This window comes from Paenibacillus intestini (assembly GCF_030803945.1).
GTDB classification, from domain to species: domain Bacteria; phylum Bacillota; class Bacilli; order Paenibacillales; family Paenibacillaceae; genus Paenibacillus; species Paenibacillus polysaccharolyticus.
This window is the reverse complement of the sequence record NZ_JAURUN010000003.1, coordinates 122,487-146,509: the sequence shown is the minus strand read 5'-3', so window position 1 is coordinate 146,509 and position 24,023 is coordinate 122,487. Positions and strand designations below refer to the sequence as shown.

Annotated in this window: 24 protein-coding genes; 2 read left to right on the top strand and 22 right to left on the bottom strand. The window is 44.4% G+C overall.

What is annotated here, in order from left to right; all coding sequences use genetic code 11:
- Positions 1-7: 7 nt before the first annotated feature.
- The 8 genes from J2T16_RS09950 to J2T16_RS09915 all read right to left on the bottom strand — a co-directional run bounded on the left by J2T16_RS09950 (position 8) and on the right by J2T16_RS09915 (position 6,001).
- Positions 8-259 (bottom strand): acyl carrier protein, encoded by a 252-nt coding sequence (locus J2T16_RS09950; RefSeq protein WP_221790342.1) that lies wholly within the window; start codon positions 257-259, stop codon positions 8-10.
- Entirely contained in the window at positions 246-1,178 is a 933-nt protein-coding gene (locus J2T16_RS09945; RefSeq protein ID WP_336120768.1) for an amidohydrolase family protein, read from the bottom strand. Before J2T16_RS09945 ends, J2T16_RS09950 begins: the two co-directional genes overlap by 14 nt.
- Entirely contained in the window at positions 1,175-2,659 is a 1,485-nt protein-coding gene (locus tag J2T16_RS09940; protein WP_499018261.1) for a class I adenylate-forming enzyme family protein, read from the bottom strand. The genes J2T16_RS09945 and J2T16_RS09940 overlap by 4 nt, the downstream gene beginning before the upstream one ends.
- Before the next feature lie 27 nt (positions 2,660-2,686).
- Positions 2,687-2,917, bottom strand: a complete 231-nt coding sequence (locus tag J2T16_RS09935; RefSeq protein ID WP_221790348.1) for a ferredoxin — start codon at positions 2,915-2,917, stop codon at positions 2,687-2,689.
- 224 nt (positions 2,918-3,141) lie between these two features.
- On the bottom strand, positions 3,142-3,735 hold the full coding sequence (locus J2T16_RS09930) for a YdeI/OmpD-associated family protein (protein WP_221790350.1): 594 nt from the start codon (positions 3,733-3,735) through the stop codon (positions 3,142-3,144).
- Positions 3,736-3,756: 21 nt separating this feature from the next.
- Positions 3,757-4,185 (bottom strand): hypothetical protein, encoded by a 429-nt coding sequence (locus J2T16_RS09925; RefSeq protein ID WP_154887691.1) that lies wholly within the window; start codon positions 4,183-4,185, stop codon positions 3,757-3,759.
- A gap of 259 nt (positions 4,186-4,444) precedes the next feature.
- Positions 4,445-4,987, bottom strand: a complete 543-nt coding sequence (locus J2T16_RS09920) for a DinB family protein (RefSeq protein ID WP_499018260.1) — start codon at positions 4,985-4,987, stop codon at positions 4,445-4,447.
- A 66-nt stretch (positions 4,988-5,053) separates the two neighbouring features.
- Positions 5,054-6,001, bottom strand: coding sequence for a helix-turn-helix transcriptional regulator (locus J2T16_RS09915; protein WP_499018259.1), 948 nt, complete (start codon positions 5,999-6,001; stop codon positions 5,054-5,056).
- 73 nt (positions 6,002-6,074) lie between these two features.
- Here J2T16_RS09915 and J2T16_RS09910 point away from each other — a divergent pair, with 73 nt between their 5' ends.
- The gene (locus J2T16_RS09910; RefSeq protein ID WP_499018258.1) at positions 6,075-6,425 is read left to right on the top strand and encodes a hypothetical protein; all 351 of its coding nucleotides are present in this window, start codon (positions 6,075-6,077) and stop codon (positions 6,423-6,425) included.
- A 64-nt stretch (positions 6,426-6,489) separates the two neighbouring features.
- Here the strand turns inward: J2T16_RS09910 and pstB are convergent, their stop codons facing one another.
- The 6 genes from pstB to J2T16_RS09880 all read right to left on the bottom strand — a co-directional run bounded on the left by pstB (position 6,490) and on the right by J2T16_RS09880 (position 12,867).
- Complete coding sequence (gene pstB / locus J2T16_RS09905; protein WP_154887683.1) at positions 6,490-7,248, bottom strand: phosphate ABC transporter ATP-binding protein PstB; 759 nt, start codon at positions 7,246-7,248, stop codon at positions 6,490-6,492.
- Positions 7,249-7,329: 81 nt separating this feature from the next.
- Positions 7,330-8,238 carry a phosphate ABC transporter permease PstA gene (gene pstA / locus J2T16_RS09900; protein WP_499018257.1) on the bottom strand — a complete coding sequence of 303 codons (909 nt, stop codon included), beginning with the start codon at positions 8,236-8,238 and terminating at the stop codon, positions 7,330-7,332.
- Complete coding sequence (gene pstC, locus J2T16_RS09895; RefSeq protein WP_154887679.1) at positions 8,235-9,203, bottom strand: phosphate ABC transporter permease subunit PstC; 969 nt, start codon at positions 9,201-9,203, stop codon at positions 8,235-8,237. The genes pstA and pstC overlap by 4 nt, the downstream gene beginning before the upstream one ends.
- A 122-nt stretch (positions 9,204-9,325) precedes the next feature.
- Entirely contained in the window at positions 9,326-10,189 is an 864-nt protein-coding gene (locus tag J2T16_RS09890) for a phosphate ABC transporter substrate-binding protein (protein WP_123062783.1), read from the bottom strand.
- A 120-nt stretch (positions 10,190-10,309) separates the two neighbouring features.
- The gene (locus J2T16_RS09885; protein WP_499018256.1) at positions 10,310-11,710 is read right to left on the bottom strand and encodes a stalk domain-containing protein; all 1,401 of its coding nucleotides are present in this window, start codon (positions 11,708-11,710) and stop codon (positions 10,310-10,312) included.
- Between the two features lie 329 nt (positions 11,711-12,039).
- Entirely contained in the window at positions 12,040-12,867 is an 828-nt protein-coding gene (locus tag J2T16_RS09880; RefSeq protein WP_336120776.1) for a sugar phosphate isomerase/epimerase family protein, read from the bottom strand.
- Between the two features lie 144 nt (positions 12,868-13,011).
- Between J2T16_RS09880 and J2T16_RS09875 the strand changes: the two genes are divergently transcribed.
- Positions 13,012-13,713, top strand: coding sequence for a DUF6199 family natural product biosynthesis protein (locus J2T16_RS09875; protein ID WP_499018255.1), 702 nt, complete (start codon positions 13,012-13,014; stop codon positions 13,711-13,713).
- 146 nt (positions 13,714-13,859) lie between these two features.
- On the opposite strand, the gene J2T16_RS09870 is transcribed toward J2T16_RS09875, so the two are convergent.
- From J2T16_RS09870 to J2T16_RS09835, 8 genes are all read right to left on the bottom strand, one after another.
- Positions 13,860-14,678: a purine-nucleoside phosphorylase gene (locus tag J2T16_RS09870; RefSeq protein ID WP_336120778.1), complete on the bottom strand. Its 819-nt coding sequence runs from the start codon at positions 14,676-14,678 to the stop codon at positions 13,860-13,862.
- Between the two features lie 140 nt (positions 14,679-14,818).
- Positions 14,819-15,163: an immunity protein TriTu family protein gene (locus J2T16_RS09865; protein ID WP_336120779.1), complete on the bottom strand. Its 345-nt coding sequence runs from the start codon at positions 15,161-15,163 to the stop codon at positions 14,819-14,821.
- Positions 15,164-15,675: 512 nt separating this feature from the next.
- Positions 15,676-16,578 carry a carbohydrate ABC transporter permease gene (locus J2T16_RS09860; RefSeq protein ID WP_090915344.1) on the bottom strand — a complete coding sequence of 301 codons (903 nt, stop codon included), beginning with the start codon at positions 16,576-16,578 and terminating at the stop codon, positions 15,676-15,678.
- A 13-nt stretch (positions 16,579-16,591) separates the two neighbouring features.
- The gene (locus J2T16_RS09855) at positions 16,592-17,491 is read right to left on the bottom strand and encodes an ABC transporter permease (protein ID WP_090915693.1); all 900 of its coding nucleotides are present in this window, start codon (positions 17,489-17,491) and stop codon (positions 16,592-16,594) included.
- 184 nt (positions 17,492-17,675) lie between these two features.
- Entirely contained in the window at positions 17,676-19,334 is a 1,659-nt protein-coding gene (locus J2T16_RS09850) for an ABC transporter substrate-binding protein (protein WP_154887671.1), read from the bottom strand.
- Between the two features lie 142 nt (positions 19,335-19,476).
- Entirely contained in the window at positions 19,477-21,030 is a 1,554-nt protein-coding gene (locus J2T16_RS09845; RefSeq protein WP_336120780.1) for a response regulator transcription factor, read from the bottom strand.
- Between the two features lie 25 nt (positions 21,031-21,055).
- Positions 21,056-22,804, bottom strand: coding sequence for a sensor histidine kinase (locus J2T16_RS09840; protein ID WP_336120781.1), 1,749 nt, complete (start codon positions 22,802-22,804; stop codon positions 21,056-21,058).
- A gap of 4 nt (positions 22,805-22,808) precedes the next feature.
- Positions 22,809-23,927 (bottom strand): response regulator transcription factor, encoded by a 1,119-nt coding sequence (locus J2T16_RS09835; protein ID WP_499018465.1) that lies wholly within the window; start codon positions 23,925-23,927, stop codon positions 22,809-22,811.
- Between the last annotated feature and the right edge of the window lie 96 nt (positions 23,928-24,023).

Here is a 24,023-nt window from a genome sequence, read left to right as displayed (position 1 = left end):
TTCGTGTTTATTTTTGAATTAATTCAAAGATGTCGCCTACCGTTACAATATCTGCGATATTTTCGACATTGAAAATGTTACGGTTTAATCTTTCTTCTGCTTCCAGTATGAAACGTATAAATTGAAGCGAGTCAATTCCTAAATCGTTTTCGATTGTCATATCTCTCGTAATGGAATTTGCAGGCCGTGAGGGTTCTGCAAGTGAAGAAACGAGCTCCTTAATGACAGTAATTTCTTGGGAATGATTATTTTGCTCCATGCTGGGCCTCCGAAAATAAAATTTGGTGTAAATTGTTAAACATGATATTTTCTAAATCTTGTTTGGATAAAATATGCTGTCGCTCTAAATCTTTAACCGCCTCAACCCATTTTTTCTGTCTGCCGAAAAAACGATGAATAGGCCAGTCTGTACCAAACAATACTCTCTTGGATAATCCTTTAGATATATTCCACTTCATAATTTTGCTGAATTGACCATGATTAAGTTCACCTTGGAATCCAGATATATCGAGATAAATATTAGGCCTATATTGAGCGAGTAGAGCCGCCTCCTGATACTGTGTCACTCCCGCATGTCCCATAATAAAGTTCACCTTTGGAAAACGATGGGCAGCACTGTCTAATTCGATAGGCTGAGAGAACCTAAAAGGGAGTGCTGCTGAAGTTGGTCCTATATGAACTAACACAGGTAAACCCATAGAAGAACAAATCTCATAATATGGGTCTAATAATGAATCACTTGGAGAATACCCACATGGTGGATATAACTTCAATCCTTTGAATCCCCATTTCGTTACCGCTTTTTCGAATAAATCAATTCCCTCTTTCCCTCTCCGAGGATCTACACCTGAAAACCCTATGAATTTGTCAGTTTTACTCATGATTTCAACATGACATTTATGAATCTCTTCAATATCATCTTGATACTTTTTATAAGTAATACCAAAATCAATAACAAGTAGTATTGATTTTGTTATCCCTGCTTCATCCATTTCCATGCTTAATCTTTCACATTCTGAATCATCCATAAGTCCATCAAACAACAAGTCCAGCTTCCTAGATTGTGAATCAGATAATGAATACGGCAGTGTTCTTTTGATCGTGTCAGACCATCCTCTAAAAAACTCAACAGGAAAATACTTAAATGATGCAATATGACTGTGACAATCTAATATCATAATATAGCTTTACTCCTTATCTCATCTTGTAGTTGTGCTATCCTTACTTTGTTTGTAGCTGTCCGAGGAATTTCTTCTACAAAGAATATTAGATCTGGACATTTCAATTTCCCCAAATGTTCAACTATATATTTTTTTAGATCATGTTCATCCAATGTATCCTCGTTTTCTCTTACAATAAAACATGCTATCTTATCTATTAAGGTATCCTCCACTCTAATGGAAGCGTTATCTTTTATTCCGGATACTGTAGATATAAATTTATCTACATCTTCCAGGTATATTTTTTCTCCTCCTTTAATCACCATATTTTTTTTCCTTCCGGTTATATAAAAGTAATTTTCATCATCGTAATAGCCAAGATCTCCTGTTTTAAACCAGCCTGGATAGTTGACTGAATAGCACTCACGATCATCTTTGAAGTATCCCTCTGTTATTACACTAGGTCCTTGAACGATTATTTCTCCGATTTCATTAGCCGGTAATTCATGATCATGTTCTGAGATTACTTTTATCGCAATATTCGCTGCTTTTCCAGCCGATCCATAGCGTATATCATGCATCGGTGTAATAAGACAGAAACATGTCGTTTCGGTCAGTCCATAAGCTGGAATAATTTCAAATTGAAAAGCCTCAAAAAACCTTTCGGATGTGCTCTTCGATAGTGGAGCAGCACCAGCAATACAAAACTTCATAGACGTTTGTTTCAGATTACATTTTAATTTGATGAGAAGTTCAAAAATAAGAGGTACAGCACTGAAGGAATTAACGTCATAGGTTTTTATTGCTTTAGTAATGTTTGAGACAGCGGAAGCGTCGAAAACATCCATAATAACGGACGAACCACCCGCAAAGAGCATAGTTGAAACATCACTTATAAAACCAAATGTATGAAACAGAGGTAACAAACATAAGGTTGTATGTTCCTTGTTATAGTTGAAAGATTCTATTGCTGTCATTGTGTTATGGTAAATATTAGAGAGATTTAGAAAAACCCCCTTAGGTTTCCCCGTAGTTCCCGAGGTGTAAATTAAGAGGCCACCATGTTCATCTCCGTTTGAATTTAAAATTCGATTTAAATAGTTGGAAGAGCTGTATTCCTCATTCTCATATTCTTTTATATATATCGAAGCAAGAGATCTATGTTCACTTCCGTCATTAACAATCAAACGCGGATTAGCATGCTCAGTAAGATAAGAAATTTCTGTTTGCGAAAGCTTAGGGTTCAAAGGCATGACTACAGCCCCATAGAGCATAACTCCGTATGTCCATACAATGTGGTCTACACTATTGTTTGCAATTAGGGCCACTACTTCACCTTCAGCAATCTCATACGCCTCCAACACACCCATTACCTTGCATACTTTTTGACCAAATGACTCATACGTCACTTCTAATGCTTGAGTATAATCAACAAATAAGGTTTTGTTACGAAATGTAAGAATAGAATCAAGTACTTTTTTATTGATAGACAGCACCATAAATCTCCCTCCTCGGTTGTTAGGTGACTATCCATCATCACCAATAGCACTAACCGGGCATAGTTCTAAAGCTTCGATGCAGAGTGAATACTCTTCTTCATTGGATGGCTGCTTATAAACAATAGAATGTTCGTTACTGTTTTTCATACTAAAACATTCTGGAGCCACCGTAACACAAGTCACACAAGCAATACATGTACTATCAACATAAAAATCACCTGATTCGTTACCAGGTAATCTACTAGTACTATCAGCCACAGTTATTCTCTCCTTATCATTTTTACATTCATCTAACAAATCCAAATAAGGTTAACGCGTTCAAGAGACAACACTTTAACGCCTTAAAGTACCCACATCATACCATATATTTACAAGAAAAAATACCCCTTTGATTCTAAATTAAGTAAAAAATTCTATATAAAAGCGAATAGACCCAAAATGAAATCTATGGGTCATCCCTGGACAGTGTTAGCTTTGAAGCATCAGTCGTTCAACCCTTTTCCCTCCATTATAGGCTGCATACATTTTTCAATGCGGGATGTCTTGGTTTTGGATTGTTTTGGCTGTGAAAAGTGATACAGATAGGCCCGCTGGCGTCCAGGAGTTAGCGCTTTAAATGCTTCCTGGAATGCAGGATTGGCATCAAATTGGTGCTGGAGTTCGTCCGGAACCGCATATTCCTCTGTTTTCTTTTTCTCTACTTGCAATCCGGCTTGCTCAACTTCAATTGCCTCCTGAATATACGATTTCAGCATGTCTTCCTGCTCTACAATCTGCTGCAAATTAGTAAAACGAATCTGACGACCCGCTTGCACATTTTCTGTTTGCTGAACCAAGAGGCCATGGGTGTCCTTGAGCAGAGCTCCTTTAATAAAGAGGATCGCACAGTACTCCTTAAAGCCATGAATCAGCACCACATTCTTCCCGTTCAACGTGTAGCATGGATGCATCCATTTGTAATCTTCGGTCAGGTCGAACTCCTGAATAATCTCCCTTAACTTCACGGATTCTTCTTTCCACGTTTTGATTTTGCTTAAATATTCATCTACTTTGGGATTGGTATTTGGGACTACCACAGGTATCTTCCTCTCGTCTGCTTAATCACGACTAATTAGTCCTCGTACACTTAAATCAACAAGCACATACCATAAAAATGTAACAAGAAGCTCACTTTCCTCTGAAGCATACTCATGGCAATGATCAATAATTACAATCCACTTAGCCCCAGCAGTCCGTAAATCAAACTCATTATCATAAGATAACATGTTTATTAATGAACCCACGGTGAATAGGGGAAATACATCTTTCTCTGCTACTCTTCTTCCTCCATTATAAATAACAGTCCAACTGTCATAATGTTCCTCGATCTCTTCTACAACATACATCTCATCATTGTAAGGAGTAATAATAAAAAAAGGGTCTCCTACCCTTATACTATATCTAACAGACCGTAACACACTTCTTACCTCATGAGACTCATAGTCAAAAACATCATCAACCGTTAATATATCCCGATCATACTGCATAAACTGACAACTCCTTTGAAGTATTACTACTTCATTCTACAACGCTTAACTATCCCCTTCTTAAGATGTCACATCCTGCCATTGAGCTCTTTATTGTGATTTGGATTCAATCCAGCTTGATCTATAGCGCACAAAAAGAGCTCATAAAACAATTTATGAGCCACTTCTTTTCATACTGTTTAGAAAAATTGCAAATGTATAAAGCCTTCTCCGTTAAAGTGTACATAGATGGTTAGACTTATATAATTGACTATTCGATTTACATTACCAGATTCATTTTCAAGCGGTCCAGCTGTAAAAAATGATGTTTGTAGTGCATTTCGATCAAGTGGAACCACTCTTGTGCGTTTAACGCTCCAAGACGGGGGTGAGGCACTTTAGAGCCTGTGGCCGATTCTTCTAGCGCAAGAACAGAAGCTGTACTTCGCATCCGATCCACAACCTGCTGAAGCCCCTGGGCCAGTTGTTCCTTACTTTCGGGTTGCAATGGTGTATATTGCGAAGAAGCAGGTACTTTAACCCGAACAGGAGGGAATTGTTCTGCCTCGAATACCTGACTGCCCAGTTCTGTTTTCACCTCATCTGAATGTACGGTGTGCTCATTATTAGCCAAACAATGGTCAATGTTACGCAGCTGCATGAACAGCGCCGATTGAATCAAATGCATGTACATTTGCCCGATCGACCATTCTTCTTCATTCTCTTTTTGTAGTAACTCATCCATATTCAAAAGATTTAATTCTGCTACATACCTCTCTACTGTAGTCTCGAAAGAATTTAATATTTCATTTGTGCTTTTCATCCTGCAAACAACTCCTCTTCATCTTGAATAATTCCAGTATAAAAAAGCACTACTGACAAGGGTATGTCAGTAGTGCTTCAAGATATTTGTCGCCATCTCCCGCATACGTACACGCAGGGACTCCGGCTCCATCACTTGGATATCTCCACCTAAACCAAGTAAATGATGCAGAATTTCCTCAGGATAGCGGACACGAAAGTGGAAATGAATGCCGTCCTCGTGTTCCTCCACATGATCGATATAAAAATGAAGGGTCTCCATCATTTTGTCAGCAACTTCTGATTTTGCTCGAACAAGCACATGTTCGTTACGATCATCCGGCGGCTGATACCGATTCAGATCAAAATCTGGCGGCATACGAAATTTTTCTTCCAGAACAGAAAGCTCCGACATGCGGGACAAACGAAAATGACGAACATCCTGCCGCAGATCACACCTACCGATCAACACCCAATTTTCCCGCACCAAGGTAAGCCCATATGGGGACACGACACGCTGATTCGAGCGTTTCCCGTCCGAGCCCGGCATTTTTTTCAGATACATCAAGCTGATTTTACGTTGCTCCAGAATCGCGTTACGTATATCGTTAAGGTAAGTTCTCACCATGCCCGTTGTATCAGGTCCCATCGGATGAAGCACACGCATCGTTTCCTGTACACGTGTGGACTGTTTGCGAACAGCTTCTGGTAAAATCGCTTCAATCTTACGCTGTGCAGACTTGGCCTGAATAACATAGGCGATATCCCATCTCTGTTCGATAAACTTCGCTCCCATGAGCAGTGACACGGCTTCCTCCGCAGTAAAACTAACCGGGGGCAGGAAGTATCCCTCCATCAGAGAATACCCATGACCCGGAGCACCTGCAATGGGCACGCCAGCCTCGCTTAATGCTTGGATATCGCGATATATTGTACGAACACTGGTCTCAAACTGAGCGGCCAGATCCTCTGCCCTTATCAGTTTTGTTCGTTGTAGTTCCAACGTAATAGCGAGCTGTCGCTCTGTTTTGTTCATGTTTCATTCAGTCCCCTACTGTTTCGTCATCCTTGTTTATTTATTCTATCATAATCATACTGGAGGTCTGCAAATGAAGATAAAACGCTGGATTGCGAGTGGAATTTTCATGCTTTTCATCAGCATACTACTCCTGAGCGAATTCATGATGTTATCTTCCCAGAAGGTGGGCTTGATCAATACAACCTACAGATTCATCTCAGGTGCACCTCATATCAGCACGCAGGGGCAGACCTTGTCTTATCAAGGAAACTTGCACGCGGAAGACTTTCTGGACAGCATAGAACCATATTCAACAAGTGATGACGGAACAACTTTATACAAAGCGTTTGGCACCCCCGTCCCGCCTCCATGGATTTATGTTAAATATGAGAATAATACCGTTTTTCGTTACAAGTACCCTCGTCTCCCCTGGAAAATGTAAACGACAAAAGAGCCTTTCAGACCATTTCTGAAAGGCTCTCGTCTACTGCATAAGTTGCACCATCTCAACCAAATCGGCCGCTGATATAATCCTGTGTACGCGCGTCGACGGGTTCGGAGAACATGCTCTTCGTAGGCGAATACTCTACAACTTCGCCGTTCAGGAAAAACACGGTCTGCTGGGAGACACGCGCGGCTTGCTGCATGTTGTGGGTGACCATCACGATGGTGTAACGTTCCTTCAGCTCATGTGTCAATTCCTCAATCTTGAAGGTGGAGACCGGATCAAGAGAGGCTGTCGCTTCATCCATAAGCAGAATATCCGGTTCGACCGCTAAAGCACGCGCAATGCATAGGCGCTGCTGTTGTCCTCCTGACAAACTAAGCGCTGAGCGCTTCAGGTTGTCTTTGACTTCGTCCCAGAGAGCGGCGGAACGCAGACTGCGTTCGACGATCTCATCGAGCTTTTTTTTGCCATGAATCCCGTGCTGTCTCGGTCCGAACGCAATATTGTCATAGATCGATTTCGGAAAAGGATTCGGTGACTGGAAGACCATACCGATCTTCTTGCGCAGTGTCTCCACATGCACGTCACCACTGTAAATATCCGTTCCACCAACAGCCACCGTTCCCTCAATTCGTGTGCCAGGTATCCGGTCATTCATACGATTCAGGGTGCGTAGCAAGGTAGATTTGCCACAGCCGGATGGACCGATAAATGCCGTAATGGCGCGCTCTGGAATTTCAATAGATACTTCTTTCAGCGCCTGAAAGGTACCGTAAAATAAGTTCAGCTTATTCGTTTCAATAATCGATTGCACCATGTGCCCTCCTGGCGATGAATTGGAATATACTATTTTTATAGCAGACATAACAGGTTTGCCCGCGTAGACTTGGGCACTACGTTACATTTGATTTTTACGAGAATTAAACCACAGCGGCACACGGAATAAAATATTGATAAGCAGCACGACAAAAATCAGTACGGCTGTGGATTTCTGGGCAATCTGCTCCGCATCCGGCACAATGGCTTCGGACTGGATATACCACAGATGCACCGCCAGCGTTCCGCCTGGTGATAACAGATTGAAATCCCATATCTCGCCGGACGTGGATACACCCGCGGTCAGAATAATAACGGCACTTTCGCCAAAAGCACGGCCTGCGGTCAGACAGATACCTGTCATGATTCCGTTCAGCGCAACAGGAAGAACCACTTGCCGAATCGTCTGCAGATGCGTTGCACCCAGTGCAAACGAACCGTTACGAAGTTCGGTCGGGACAGCACGAACCGCTTCCTCTGTCACCCGGGTCAACACAGGCAAGTTCAGGAAGGCAAGGCTGACCGCAGCTCCAAGAATTGTCAGACCGATCTCGAAATACTCGACAAATAGTGCAATCCCAAACAAACCAAATATAATCGATGGCACGGACGACAGCCCTTCCACGCATATACGCACAACCTCGATCAGTTTGTTGTTTGGTGCAAATTCAGCAAGATAAATACCTGCTGCAAGCCCGATCGGAATCGAGATGAGAAGAGACAGAATCAGCACATAGAAAGAGTTGAACAGCGCAGGGCCAATGCCTCCGCCTTCTTCAATCTCACTCGGTACACCGTACAGGAAATCCCAGCTGAGCATCGGCAACCCTTTTTGCAACAACAGAAACAACAATCCCACAATAAATAAAATAACGATGATACCTACGCCCCACACTGTCCCCGTAAACAGCCGATCCATCCATGCCGAGGACGATCGCCGTTTGCCGAAGGAATACGCAGTAGCCGGATTAACCTCTCTTTTCACACTCACAGGTGGCGTCCCCCTCTCTTCTGCAGCATTCTCACGGCAACGATCATCAGGATGGAAATCGCCAGCAAAATAAAGCCCATCATATACAAGCCATGATTCCAGATCGAATCGAATTCTACACTGGAGATTTGCATCACAATGTTACTGGTCAGCACGGCAGTTGGCGTAAACAGACTGGTCGGCAGCTGCGCCGTGTTACCAATAACCATAACCACTGCCATCGTCTCACCAATGGCACGTGTCATACCCAGAATGACCGCATACATAATACCGCCTCTTGCCGCCGGAAGCACGACCCGGGTAATCGTTTGAAACCGATTCGTACCGAGTGCATACGCCGCATCCCGGTATTTGTTCGGCACGGCGGAGATCGCATCATCACTAATCCGGCTAATCGTCGGCAGTACCATGATGGTCAGTACAATAGATGCTGCTAGCAGACCATCTGCCAGATCACGTCCGCTCAAGTCCCGAAGCCATGGAATTAGAACCGTCAAACCAAGATAACCGTACACGACGGACGGGATACCCACCAGCAGATCCAGCACCGGACGCAGCAGGCGACGAAGCCATTTTGGTGTCATTTCCGCCAGAAATACAGCAATGATGACGGAGAGAGGAATCGCCATCAGCATCGTCAGCCCAGTGAGAGCAAACGTGCCCAGAATAAATGTCAGTGCACCGTAGTGCTCATTTTCCGGGTCCCAGTTCGTGGAGAAAAAGAATTCTTTCAGCGAGACGTCTGCAAAAGTAAGGACACCTGTGCGAAGCATAAGCACCAGAATACAGAACAGAACGAGGCAGACAAAGGCTGCACTGCTAATGCAGAGGATGCGAAACATGCGGTTAGACCACCGGAGCCGGGCTTTACGGTCAAAACGTCGTCTCTTCTCGGGCGCTTTGCCAAGGCTTGAACCCAGCTCATTCGGAGCCGGGCTGTTCGCCGGTGGATTCATTTCCATCATAGAGGACTCTTCCTTTCACATAGAGAAGCCAGCTTGGCGACCACGCGCGGAAGCTGGCTATCCCTTTCTTATGAAATGCAGGTGCAGGATGTTGAAGTCTGATTCAGATCAGACTGAACGTTTTACTTAACGGCTGCGAGCGGAATGAATTTCAGCTTTTTCAGGGAACCGTTTTGGAATTTGTTGCTTTGGATGTACTCGATGAATGCCTTCGTTGCACCCGTTGGTTGACCTTTCGTCATGTAGTATCCGATACCCCATACTTTGTATGTTTTGTTCAGCACGTTTTTCTCTGTTGGTGCTACGCCATTGATGGATACAGCTTTCATTTTGCTTGTTACGTACGGCAGGTCGATATAACCAATTGCGTTAGGTGTCGTTTCGATCGTCGTTTTCATGTCACCGCTCGAACCTACTTCTTTGTAGTTGTCCCCTTTGCTCATGAAGTCTTTACCATCGAGTGCTTTTTGTTGGAAGTTAACACGTGTACCTGATCCGAACTTACGGTTAACCACAACGATTTTACCGTCTGAACCGCCAACTTCTTTCCAGTTGGTTACTTTGCCGGAGAAGATGTCTTGCAATTGTTTTGTAGTCAGATTCGTTACACCCACGTTTGTATTTACTACCGCAGTAAACACAGTTACAGCTACCGGATGAGCGACCTGTCCGTCGAATTTTTTGAAGCCAGGAACATCCTTGGATGCATCCCAGTCTACCGCACCGATATCTGCAATGCCTTTGCGAACAGATTGTGGGCCAGTTACGGAACCCGCAGCGGATGCGGAGATTTTAACTTTTGGATTGTCTTTCTTGAATTCACTTGCAGCTTGAAGCGTCAATGGAAGGAGTGCAGAAGATCCATTGATGACAATTTTGCCTTTCTCCGTGCTTTTGGCAGCCGATGCTGTCATTGCACCACCAAGTCCACCAACCAGGGATACAGCCATCAGCATGGCCGTGAAAGGTTTGATCCATTTTTTCATTGTAAAAAGCTCCTCTCGAATTTTGCGTTAAATTTTAATTTTCAGTGCATTTCATATTGGGATATCATTTTTTTCGTTCAACTTCATTCATTTAGGAGTGTCTGTTTTTACTACAGTTTCTTACTTCGTTACAGCTTTCCAGCTGCCGTCCGTTTGCACCAGTACTCGTCCGTTCTCAACAACTGCGAGCTGCGAACCCTTCACAACGATGGATGATACGTCAGAGGATACCGTGTAGAGCTTGGATTGTTGACCGGTCACCGTATCGATCGACAGAATCACGCTGTTCTTTTCATCCTGCGCAGCAAGTACGTATAAGGTACCGCCTGACAAAACTGCTTGTTCTACATCATGTTCGCTATACACCGTAACTGGTTTCTGGGATGCATCTACGGACATGAGGGAGGCATTACCATCCTCAGACGGTACACTCACGTAGTAGGCTTTCTGACCATCTGCGGAATAGATAAATACTTTATCATCCGTTGAAGTGGTTAACTTCACCGCAGCTGGTTTTTCAGAAGCGTTGTTATACGAAAATAATTGCTGTTGATTCGCCGAGAAATCAATATCCACATTGTCTGCATCTACATTCGTCGAATCTGCGGTTACTTTGCCCAGAGTAGTTACGGTATAGACGAATCGTTTGCCGCTCAGTGACACATTCAGGTTTTCTTTGTAATCGACTTTATCTTCCACCAGTTTCTTGATGGTACCGTCCGCCAGATTCAAGTTCGCGATCACCGATCCTTTATCTCCTTGCAGGAAATAGATCGAACTCTCGTCCGCAGCCCAGACCAGTTCCGGCTTGATGCTTGTATCATTCGTAATGAGCTTGGAAGCCTTCGTTTTCAGATCGATAACGTATACGGCTCCTTCTGCATTCGTATAGGCAGCTTGATTACCGCTTGGGGATACAACGAGATCAGAACCACCTTCAGTCGTTAATAACAGCTCATATTTTCCAGTGGCTGTATTCACGAGGTAGTCACTTCTGCCCTGATCCTCGTTCTTGGAGACAATTAGCTCATTTGCTCCTGCAAAACGTGGGTTCTCTGTACCTTCAATCAGAGCAATCGTACTGACTTCAAGCTGACCGTTCTTCAATCCAACGGTTCCACCTACGCCAGATACCAACGGACGAAGAGCAACGTAACTCACTCCTCCAATGATCGTAACCGGCTGGTTCAGATTCACCTTAGCTCCGTCCACGACAAGCTGCTTGGACTTGTTCTGCAAGCTGACTGTGTGACCATTCAATTGAATCACCGTCGCTCCGTTTGCAATTTCAGCTTGTGCACCGATCGCTTGGATTACATCACGAACGGCTACAAGTGTTTCTCCATTTTTCACAATGGAACGTACAATGACACTGTTACCGTTTATGGTAAACGTGGAGTTTTTCACCTGAGCTGCACTCGTACTAGCTACAGATTTTGTTGCAGGAGCAGCCGATACTGCGTGAGCCACAGAGGTTGTTAATACTGTGGCTACCATGGACACTACTAACGTCTTCTTCATTGACATTGGCTTTTGTCACCCTTCTTTTCTCCATATAATCTTGCCTGATATTGCTGTGCCCTGCTTGGTGTGTTTGCATGTATCGTCTATATGAGAGCTAGTTCGCCTCATCCCCCCAAACTATCCACGTTCATAGTAAAAATGACCTATCACGTTTGTAATTATAGGAGGGATTTGTAAACAGGAAATCTTGGAATCGTTAACGCATTGTCAATGTTTTCATATAAACACATTCATATTGTAAAATTTTCATTACAATTCGGCTCGCCCCGTGATTGCAACAACAAATAACCCATACGAATTGCATGGGTCAAAGGTTATCGCATTTTTTAAAGGGAAGCAAACGCCCGATCAAAGCCTGCCTTTGACTTGGCAAACCGTGTCTCCACATCCAGTTCAGATGCAGGTGCCAGCACTTCCTGAGCCACAACATCGTTATAACCGATGGCCTGCAGATTTTTCAGAAAACCTGTTAGATTAATGGTACCTTCTCCCGGATAAAGCCGTTCTCCGTCCTTCAATTCCTCAATAGGCAGGTCATAAGCATCATTGATGTGTACGTGAACCACCTGCTCCTGCTTTAGCTTCAGTAGCTCATTCATCTCCATCCCATTCGTGTGCCAGTGATACGAATCGACGAGCAGACCCACATTAGGTGCATGTATCGTATCGATCCAGTCCAACGTATCCCCTACACGCCAAAGAAACGGATTCTTCCATTGCGTACGCAAGTGATGACATCCTACAAACTCCAGTCCGAGCCGGATACCATAAGCATCCAGAATATCAGCACAAAGTCTTAGTCGTTTGGTCGCTGCAGCCATAAATGTCGCTGCAGGCTGATCGGTAGAGGGGAGAATGTAGGTACAGCATTTGTCTACGTTCAGTGCGGCAGATGCTTCGGCCATCGCGACGAGATTCGGCAGCCCCTCTCGGAATTGTTCATCGTCTGAGCGCCATTCTACTGGAAAATCCGCTGAGCCAATGATAACCTGATTGCTTTCCAGCAGATGCTGGGCTTGTCCTATGCCATACGTCTGTAAGAATGAGAGCGGATTCAAATCAACTGCCCCAAAACCATACCTGGCAGCATACGTGATATATTGTTCATCGGATTCCAGCTTGCCAAGTCCTGCCTTGGTCAATCCCTTAATCATAATTTTGCCTCCTGTCTGTCCTTTCAGATGCTTATTCCATTGTATACGAAATGCCTACTCGCCAACAGAACAAACGCAACCCTTCACCACACATTGCGTATTAAAAAGAACATTCGTTTACAGGAAAGGATTGGATATTCATCTGTGAATTCTCTATTAAAAAAACATGGGCCTACCCTCATTATGCTAGCTTGTCTTGCTGTTTTATCCATCATTGTCGGGATCAGTTCGAAATCTTATTTTACACAGCCTGTATTCTATATCGATCAACATAAATATGGTTCAGACCATGAGGACGGCACAACAATCACCTATCGAAGCCAAGATGCAGTCCCCATTCAGGTACAAGTCGAACAGCACAAACGTATCGTAACGATTGGCGAGCAGAATTTCACTGTAACTCAAACCGCTTCCAAGCCTATTGCAACGTATAATGTATTTTACCCTCAAGGGAACAAATATGAAGTCGAGCAACAACACGGCACTTTATTGAGTTATGATGAAAAAGGTCATATGGCTCCTCCGCAAAGTGACGTTCTAAACGGGGAACGCATAATTGCAGAGGGCGAGGAACAATATACACCGGTTATGCTCGTAACGGCCGCCTTCCCAGAGTACCACAAGAAACCAGGTATGCCTGCTTTTCTATTCCTCGCCATTGCCGTATTCATTTACGGATGGTGCACGTTTTATTACGAATCATTTCAGCGGGCTCTCTTCTGGATTTCCTTCCAATGGGTATGGGTGAATAATCCCGAGCCAAGTGATTTTTATTATGTTATGTGCAAAATAGGAGGCGTCCTGTGCATGCTCCTTGCCATCTGGACCGCATTTCAGGCATTTTAAAAACTTATAAGTTATAAGTCACACAAGCTGATGCAGGAATATATTCTTGCATCAGCCTCCTCTCTGCAAAAAAACATTGCCCCATCAGAAGTTTCTGATGAGACAATGCCTGCGAATGGATTCTACTAGTATAGCGCGATGCTGTATTACATTTTTTGCAAAATACCTTTAACCAAGCCAATGAACGTTGTTTTCACTTTGGCTGCGACCTCAATCACTTCATCATGGCTGAGAGGTTGATCCAGAATACCACATGCCATGTTTGTCAGACAGGAGATTCCTAATACCTTCATGCCGCCATGAATGGCAACAATTGCTTCTGGTACAGTAGACATTCCTACAGCGTCCGCACCCATCGTGCGAATCATGCGAATCTCAGCAGGTGTTTCATAAGCTGGACCACTCCACCACGCATATACCCCTTGTTGCAGGCTTACATTTTGCTCTTCAGCAATCTGTAGAGCGACACTACGCAATTCACGGTTGTATACTTGAGACACATCCGGGAAGCGCACGCCCAGATCAGCATTGTTTGGTCCAATCAGGGGATTGTTGCCAACCAGATTAATATGATCCGTAATCAGCATGAGCTGGCCTGGTTCGAAACCGGTGTTGACCGCACCACAAGCGTTGGTGACGATCAGTTGTTCAACGCCCAGTGCCTTCATAATGCGAACCGGGAATGTTACTTCATCTAAGGTAAAACCTTCATAGTAGTGAAGGCGGCCTTTCATGGCTACAACGGTCTTCCCCATTAATTCTCCAATCACCAATTCATTAGCGTGTCCAATGGCTTCGGATTGAGCAAAATATGGAATCTCTGTATAAGGAATCACTGTTGCATTCTCAATCTCGTCCGCAAGTGCTCCCAGTCCTGAACCCAGAATCATACCTACAACTGGCTTGGAGTTGATCCGGTTTAATATGTAATCGCGTGCTTCCTGAATGTGTGCTGATTGATGCATAATAACGTCCTCCTGATAATCTGAATTGATATTACATATACCCTATTTATAAGCGTTACTTATCAAGTGTAATGAACAACGGCTCGGATGTAAATGGGTGTCCTCATTCTGTCCTCAATACACAATTCCGACAAGCTTTGTTAGGCTTTAACTCCAGACTGCAACGCGCCGAAGTAAGGCTCCAACATCGTTTCGAAATTTGCGTCTTGTTCTTCAATCTGCTCAACATACGTCCACAATAAACGTTCTTCTGTGTCGATGTTTATTACCTCAAACTCCATCTGCCGAGAGGCCCATATCGTGACCTGCCCCATAGCTCTCTCCGATTCATGAACATATCCAATGAAAGGATCGGGAGTACACTCCTTCTCATTTTCAGGATTTCCTTTTCTCTCTTCCGTAGAGATCTGGAGCACCTGCAGTTGTTCCTGTTTACGTTGCATCCAGCATCGGAATGAATCCAGCGAAAACGGTCGTGACAGCAATCCAGCACCTCCTCTCCAAAATTGTACACCAAATAGCCAATCCTCTGCCGGGACCGGCTCCATGGTACCATATGCTAATTCAGCGTATGACTCCCTCTACGTTTATACCAGTCTATCCACATCATTAAGATAAACATCCAGAACGCAAATATCAGCGGTTTAACGACCCTTCCCTCTCCGAAAATAAAATAGGCCATCGCGAAATTTCCGATAAACGTTAACGCATTATTAGGGATACTTTCCATCTTATTCAACTCCATCTTGAATTCGATTTATAACTCTTCAAGATATATCGTTTCGGCTCGATCTTCATTCCATTGTACCGCTGACTCACAAGACTACTCTATATTATTGAAAATTATAACATATACAGCAAATGATTAGATGTCATTTTCTTTTCATTTTGCTTATACATGCGTATACCAAAAAAAGCCGGCCTCACTCGGCCGACTTCTTTAGATCCTACTATAATTCGCTTCCTAACGATGATAACTCATCATTGCTGCTTCTTACTATTCCTTCACACTACCCAGTTGCAATCCGTGTACAAAGTACTTTTGCAAGAACGGATACACGACCAGGATTGGCAATGCTGCAACAATAGTGATCGCTGCCCGGATTGATATCGGCGTAACCATGTTACGCGCTTGCCCCATATCTGCCCCGCTGGATACCGCAGCACTGCTGTTGGTGTTCATAGAAGAGGACAGCAGTTTCATCAACTCGTACTGCAACGTGCTCAGGTTTTGCTTGGATGAAGCGTACAGGAACGTATCAAACCAAGAGTTCCATTGCCCTACCGCAATGAACAACGCGACCGTTGCAAGTACTGGCTGACACAGCGGTAAAATGATCGACATAAATGTTCTGAAATCGCCGGCACCATCAATCTTGGCTGACTCAATCAATCCTTCAGGCAACGTCTGGATATACGTCCGAATAACGATCATATTAAACGCACTGATCAGACCCGGAATGATGTATACCAGGAAGTTGTTAAGCAAGTGCAAATCTTTGATCAGGAAGTATGTTGGAATGAGACCTGCACTGAAATACATGGTCAATACAACGATAATCGTGATCGGTTTGCGCAGAATATAGTCTTTGCGGCTCAGCGTATATGCCAGCATGGAAGTGAGGAACAAGCTGAGAACAGTACCTAGTACAGTTCTGGCAACCGAGACCCCAAAAGCCGCGAATATGGTTCCACCCGCAAATACAGCTTTGTAGTTTTGGGTAGTCCACTCCCTCGGCAACAGATAGATTCCGCCCCGAATCGTATCGTTACCCGCATTAAAAGAAATAGCCAGTGTGTTCAAAAATGGATATAAGGTTACTACTGCAATAAAAATCATCAGCAAGCCGTTAAATGTGTGGAAGACAATCGGCTCAACTCGAGATTTGTTTATTCCCATCGATGTGTCCTCCTCATATTAATCGGTCTTCGCCGAATCGTTTGGATATTGAGTTGGCCGCAAATATCAGGGTGATACTGACGACCGTTTTGAATATACCAGCTGCGGTAGCAAGTGAATAGTTACCGATCTGTAGCCCGTATTTCAAGACAAAGATATCAATGGTCTGAGACCAGTCAACAACTACACCATTTCCAAGCAAGTACTGGACTTCGAATCCGGCTTCCAGAATCCATCCCATGTTCATAATCAACAAGATAATGACGATGGACTTGATGCCAGGCAACGTAACATACAACATTTTTTTATACCGGTTAGCTCCATCAATCTCAGCTGCTTCATAGAGTGAAGGGTCAATGGAAGTGATCGCAGCCAGATAGATGATTGCATTCCAGCCGACTTCTTTCCACACGTGTGATGCACCGACAATACCCCAGAAATACTCTGGAACGCTGAGCCACATAATCGGTTCTTTAATGAAACCGAGCTTCATCAGCACCACGTTCACAATCCCGCCATCAACCGATAACGAGCTGGCTACAATGCCCGTAACGATGATCCATGACAGGAAGTGAGGCAGATACGAGATCGTTTGAATCGTGCGCTTGTACAGCTTGTGTTTGATTTCATTCAGCAAAATCGCAAAAACAATGGCTGTTACAAAGCCAAGAATCATGTTAATTAAACTCATCGCGATCGTATTGCGAAGCACGTTCAGAAACGCGTCGTCCGTAAGCAGAAACTTGAAGTGCTTAAGTCCGACCCACTCCTGTTGCGAGAATTTCTTCGCTGGACTGTAATTCTGGAACGCCATAACCCAGCCCCAGATCGGATAATACGAGAAAACCAAAATATAAGCGACGATGGGCAGAGACATAAACATCAGTTGTTTTTGACTGCGCAGGCGCTTCATCAGAGGCGTCTTGGTCACAACGGTTGGAGCAGATTTTTCCTGTATGGCTCCCGGCGTATTCGCCATCTTTCACTCCTCCTATCAACGTACAGCGGATTTGGGGATGAATTGCTCAGAAGGCACAAGGCATGATTTACATCCATGCACCTGACACCTTCCGAGCTAATCCAACAACCGCTTTTATTTATTTCACGGTCCAGTTCTGAATCCGCCATTGTAATTGCTCATTGATTCGGTCTTCATACGCTTTCACGTTGATTTTCTTGTAAGCGTCCACATACTCGCTCCAGATCGAATCAAATTGATCTGAATTAGACATGATCGCTCTAGGCAAGTACTTCAGCGATGTATCGGTCATTTGTTTGTTGGCTACCGAAGCATCTGAACCTTCTTTCAAGTCCACTTGCCACGCTGGATAATACACTGGGTTTTCAGGTGCAGGAGAGAAGAAATCACTCCATGTTTTGAAACCGTATGCATCCAGCAATTCTTTATCCTCTTTCTTCAAGCCATCATAGAATTCTTCAGGCTGATTGGTTGCACCAATCGCGTTGCCATCCGAGAAAGTACCTTCCATTTTCGGTGCTGCACCGTAGAAACCTTCTGCTTTGTTAGCCAGTTTCCATGCCGGGTCTTCCTGCTGAAGACGTTGTTCAGGTGTACGATAGAATCTGCCTTTATCGTTAACCATGTAGTCTACGCCCTCTTCACCCCAAGACAGCAACTTTTGGTACTTTTCATCCATCAACTTATCCAGGAATTTCAGGATTGCAACAGGATCTTTAGCATCTTTACTGATACCAAAACCGTTGTTCAAGTTGATAACCGGACGATCCAGGTAGTGATCCTTAATGCTTGTGTCATATACAAGTGGGAAGCCAACATACGTTTCACCAATTTTGTTCTGAGCTACGAGCGGATCTTCACCTTGCTGGAAGTTCCAGTGCTGGTCAAACATACCGACAACGCGTCCAGATGAGATTTTAGCCAGATACTGGTCATAGTTCTGAACGAAAGCTTCTTTATCAAGCAGTCCTTCATTATAGAGACTGTTCAGCTCTTTATAATATCTTTTCGAAATATCTTTATCCGCGAATACGCTTGCAACACCTTTATCATCAACCACAACCCCGCCATCATTCGGATGACCTGTCAAGTGCTCTGGCGGATTGAGCAGTGGGAAGGTTCTCCAGTCGGAAGCCAAAGTTGTGAAACCAATCGTTGGCTGTCCATCCGCTGTTGTTGGATGTTTTGCAGTGTAATCACGAATCAGTTTCATATACTCATCAAGCGTTTTCGGTGTTGGATATCCAGCTTCTTTCAGTACCTGCTTTTGAATCCAGAACGCAGGACCGGAATAGTAGTTACTGATGAACTCACCTGTATATACGCCATAGTTTGGCAACCAGTAGATATGTCCATCACTGGAATCTTTCATCCGTTCCCAGTCTTTTGCGTAATGCTTTTTGAGATTTGGAGCATGTTGCTCGATCAGATCCTCCAGTGGAATAACCGCGCCGGCCGCAACCAGTTTGGTATCTGCTGTAATCAGATCCGGGTATTCTCCACCCGCAACCATAACACCTAGCTTCTGTTGCAAGTCACCGACCAGAAACTCCATGTTTAGTTTGACACCCAGCTCATCTTCAATCTTTTTGTAGATGCGGTTATCCGCTGCCGGTGCCTGATTTGGTGTACCAATAAATGCCGAGATGTTTAATACTTCCTTACCATCGGGTGTCGTCGTTTTGGCCTCTTCTCCACTGCATCCTGCCAGTGCCAGAGTTAGTGCCAGAACAAGAGAAACGGAACCCCAAAGTTTCTTTTTCTTCAATCCCCCCATGTATTGCGCCTCCTTGGAAGTGGTTTGCCTTACTGATTTCATTATGAGGAAATGTATGCGGTTTCAAAATAAACAGATTTAAGCATCTCCCCCCCTTAATTGCAGGAGGTCTTGAACCGGATCATACCTCCTTATATTTGCTCTACTTAGCATGCTTAAGGCGATACTCAGCCGGTTTCAGCCCTGTTCTCCGCTCGAACTGTTTCAGGAAATGCTGGTAACTCTTATAACCAACCTGCTCTGCAATCGCACATGAAGCATCGTCTGAATCTCTGAGCAGTCTCATCGCTTCCTCTATCCTAAGATCGTGTACCATGTCCAGAACACCCTTGCCATATTTGCGCATAAAAGATTGACCCAGATGCACAGGATGCATGAAGAATCGCTCGGCAAGCTCCTTAATGGTAAAGGTCTCTCTGAAATGCGCTTGCAAGTATTCAGCTACCATCGCCTGTGTTCCGCCAAGCTGCTTTTGACGTAGAGATGATGCCACAGCTTGACACTTCAAGCAAAACTTTTCCATCATACTCGCTGATTTTCCGATGTTCCAGTGATACCGGTCATCGGAATGAAAGGCTGTATCCAGCAACAGATCCTTCGTTTCTCCTCCAAGCTCCTTGCATAGAGAAAAACCTCGGAATAAAATCTGGGTCATGAATATGTGCACAAATTCAGGGGCAGTCTTGTTCATTACAAATTGATGGAATGCTTCTCTAATCGACAGACTTAATTGTTCTGGCGAACCGTTCTCCAGATGCTCCATAATGAGATCCACTTCACGGAGAGATTCGGGATTAAATCTTAGACGTTGTTCCTGAAGATCTTCGGCGAATAGCAGATTCCCTTGGTGCAGAAACAAAAAACGCTCCGTCTCGACAGCCATACTTCTGGAAAGAGATAAGGCTTCCGGTTGCTGCACAGGCAAACCTACGGCAAACTGAACTCCGTCTGGAACAACTTCATTTAAGTCAGACAACAACCTTTCCGCAAAATCCCGATGATCTTTTCCTTGCCATGTTTCTAACTCTGAAGACACTTCACCCCAGACAATACCGCAGGCATCCTGTTCATTTTCCACCACATAACAGCACGGTTCACGGCTTACAGTCTCATGAATCATCGAGCGAATCTGACCAGAATCAGCACGCTGAAATCTCACTTTCACATACGTCCACTTCTGAGCTTGCTCATACAAATGAGCGATATCGTGAGCCATCTGTTCTGCATCCTCAACTTCCTGCCCGGTAACCAGTGTAGCCAAAACATGCCGTGTTTCCTGTACTTTGGCCTGTTCACGAACAACTTCACGCTCTTGCTTCTCCTTCAACTCCTGCGCCAGTCGCTCCAGCATATCGTCCGCTTCCATCGTATCCACAGGTTTGGTTAAGTAATTGCTGACGCCAAGACGAATAGCCTGCCTCGCGTAATTAAAATCGCTGTAGCCACTTGTAATGACAAACATTGTGGAATCGTGCCCCAGACGGCGTGCCTCTTCAATCAATTCCAGTCCGTTCATCGCTGGCATATGAATATCCGTGACAACCAGATCAGGTTTACTCGTACGGATCGCTTCGACTGCCTCTTCTCCATTGGTGCACACACCGTTAATTTCAAAACCGAATTTTCGCCAATCAATTAATAACTGCAGGCCTTCAATCGCAAAAGGCTCATCATCCACCAATAGTACTTTATACATCTTGCTGTCCCCCTTTGTTCATCAGTCACAGTCTATCTGTCGGAATATGAAATCCGGCTTCTGTACCGCTGCCCTTCTCACTGCGAATTGTGAACGTTGCATCTCCTTCATAAAATAATTCCAGGCGGCGATAGACATTACGAATGCCCACATGTGAACCGTCCTTCGCCTGATCCGAGCGTACGTCCTGTATTAATTGCCGCAGTTTATCCTGCTCCATGCCGATCCCGTTATCGATAACACGAATAACCAGTCCGGATTCACCTAGCTTTGCGGTAATATGAATTAATCGCCCATTTTTGCGTGCTTGCAATCCATGTTTGCACGCATTCTCCACCAGCGGCTGAATACTCATACGCGGAATACGTTTGCCCGCAGCCTTTGGATCAATATCCAGAGTATAATCAAACAACTCTCCGAATCTGAACTTCTCAATTTGAAGATAAAGTGTTGTGAATTGTAACTCCTCTTCGAGTGGGATCAGGTTGTCTGATCTGCTGAGCAACTGTCTCATGAGTAAAGATAAGCTTTTAATAATCTCAGATACTTCGGTATAGCCGTTTTTAGTGCTCACGACGAGCAGGGCGTTCAGTGTATTAAACAGAAAATGTGGATTCATCTGGCTCTGGAGCATAGATAACTCCGTTCGGACTTGATCCAGTTCCAGATCCTTGTGCCTGATCTCCAGTTTGTATACGTCGTTAATCAGGGAATGGATTTTGCTAATCATCATATTAAACGTGCGAATTAACCCGCCAATCTCGTCCCGACCTTCCTGGATCTCAATCAGATCAAAACGTTCATTCCGCACTTTCTCCATATGCCGTGACAATTTACGGACACGGTAGTGGTACGAACGCAGAATAAAGTAAATGAGTACCGAGGGTACGATGACACTGATGACCGCGAGCCACAAAATAGAATTACGAGCTTCATCCAGTAATTGATCCACATGCCTCGTATCGGCAACTCCGATCAGCTTCCAGCCGTCCAGATAAGCCAGATTGCCAAGTGACTTCTCCATGATATATTCGGAATTCACATCTAAAGACCATTGTTCATCTGTCGGGAAGCGTGCACTGGATACGACCGGACGACTATTGCCATCCACAAGCCGGAGCTGTAGACTGTTCGTCTCACGATTAAGGATGCTGTAAATGCGATTCACTTCCAGATCAATTTTGGAGTATTTCGCATAGTTAGCGTATGAAGTAAAGGTCTTCATTTTCCCAATGACACTAATTCGTTTCCCCCGGCTGAAGCCGGTCTGTTCCTCATGATCGATGACTAAAATATCCCCGCTCGCTTGATTTAACTGTTCCATGCCTGGCAATGATGTTTCCTCGTCCTTCATGACGATGTAGTGACTCCCGGTCTGAATGGTATCGTTATCCGTATAAATTCGAACTTGCAGAATGTTGGCCGACATATACCGTGTCAATTTGTCACGCAGGAAAACATGATACTCGTTGTAATAATCCACAGGTGACGCGTAGGTACGATCCAGAGCTTCATATAAGGAATCATCGGCGGCAATCATACGGCTTAGCGCCACGCTCTCATCAATCATACCAACCAATTCTCCTGCGGCTCTATCAATCGATTTGCGCAGATTTTCCTGTTCCCGTACTTTGATATCTGCAGATGTTCGTTGATAGAAAAACAGATTAATCGCAATAATCGGTAGCAGAATACTGACCACATAGATCAGCAGAAATTTATATCGAAGGGGGATGTCGTTTACCGTATGAAAAGTCCTCTTCTTCTTATGCACATAATCACCCTTGGTTGTTGTTTTTATATAGAGATGGAAGCTCACCTGTAAGCGCTTTAAATTTTTCTGTGAAATACTCCGCATCATGATAGCCCAATTCAAATGCAATATCTGAGATTTTCATATTAGTTCGGCGGAGCATCCTGCGTGCCTCTTCAATACGAAGACGATGAACATATTCACTGAAGCTGACTCCCATCTCACGCTTGAACTGCTGACCTAGATAAGCCGAGTTGACATGAATGTGATTAGCGAGCTGCTGCAGTTTGATTTTGGTACGATAATGCTCCTTCAGATACTGGACAGCCTCTGCCACCAGACCACTGGAACCCGGATCAGCCTGAGCCATTGAAGCAAACGTTTCCGTAATCCGAATAAACAATTTCTTCAAGTCCCCCATGAACCAACTCTCTGTATGATGCCAGGTTCGCACTTGGAGAAGGGTCTGATCTGCTCCGATCATGCTATATCTGCGTAGTAGTTCTCCATGGATGTATCTGACTGCGCTTTGAGCCCAGATCATCGCGGCCCGAGATTCTTGTATCTCCTGTAGCATATCATCAACAGAGCGAGCAACGCCTGTTACATCTCCTGCCTCGATTAAAGCGATAAACTGCCGCGCCCGCGATGCCATTTTCTCCAGATCCGCCTCATCCAGCATGCCGCCCTCATCCGTAGTTGAGTCCAGTATCTCCATGGCGTGATATTGCTCTTCCGCAAGCTTGATCTCTATTTCCTGCCGCTGGGTATCCAGCGGTACGATCAGGTTCCGTAATAACTCGTGAATTTCTTCTGGCACCAAAGGTTTGAGCACATATTCATTCACCCGATATCGTATCGCCTGCTGTGCATAACCAAACTCGGAATACCCTGTTACGATCACGATTTGGGAATCATATTTTAACTCTTCACGCATGGTTCGGATCAGCCCCAGTCCATCAAGCACGGGCATCTGGATATCGGTTACCACCAAATCCGGATTTACATGATTGATCAGTTCCAGTGCTTCTTCTCCATCGGTCGCAGTTCCACACAACTCATATCCGCAGCCTTGCCAATCGATCATCGTTTTCCAGCCTTCCAGCATAAACGGCTCATCATCTGCTACAATGACCTTGTACATTGGATTCACCTGCCATTTCCCCTTTTTTTCTCCAGTATGGCATCGTACCGTCCATGTGACAATGCTATTATTCGAATATATCTGCTCTATATATAA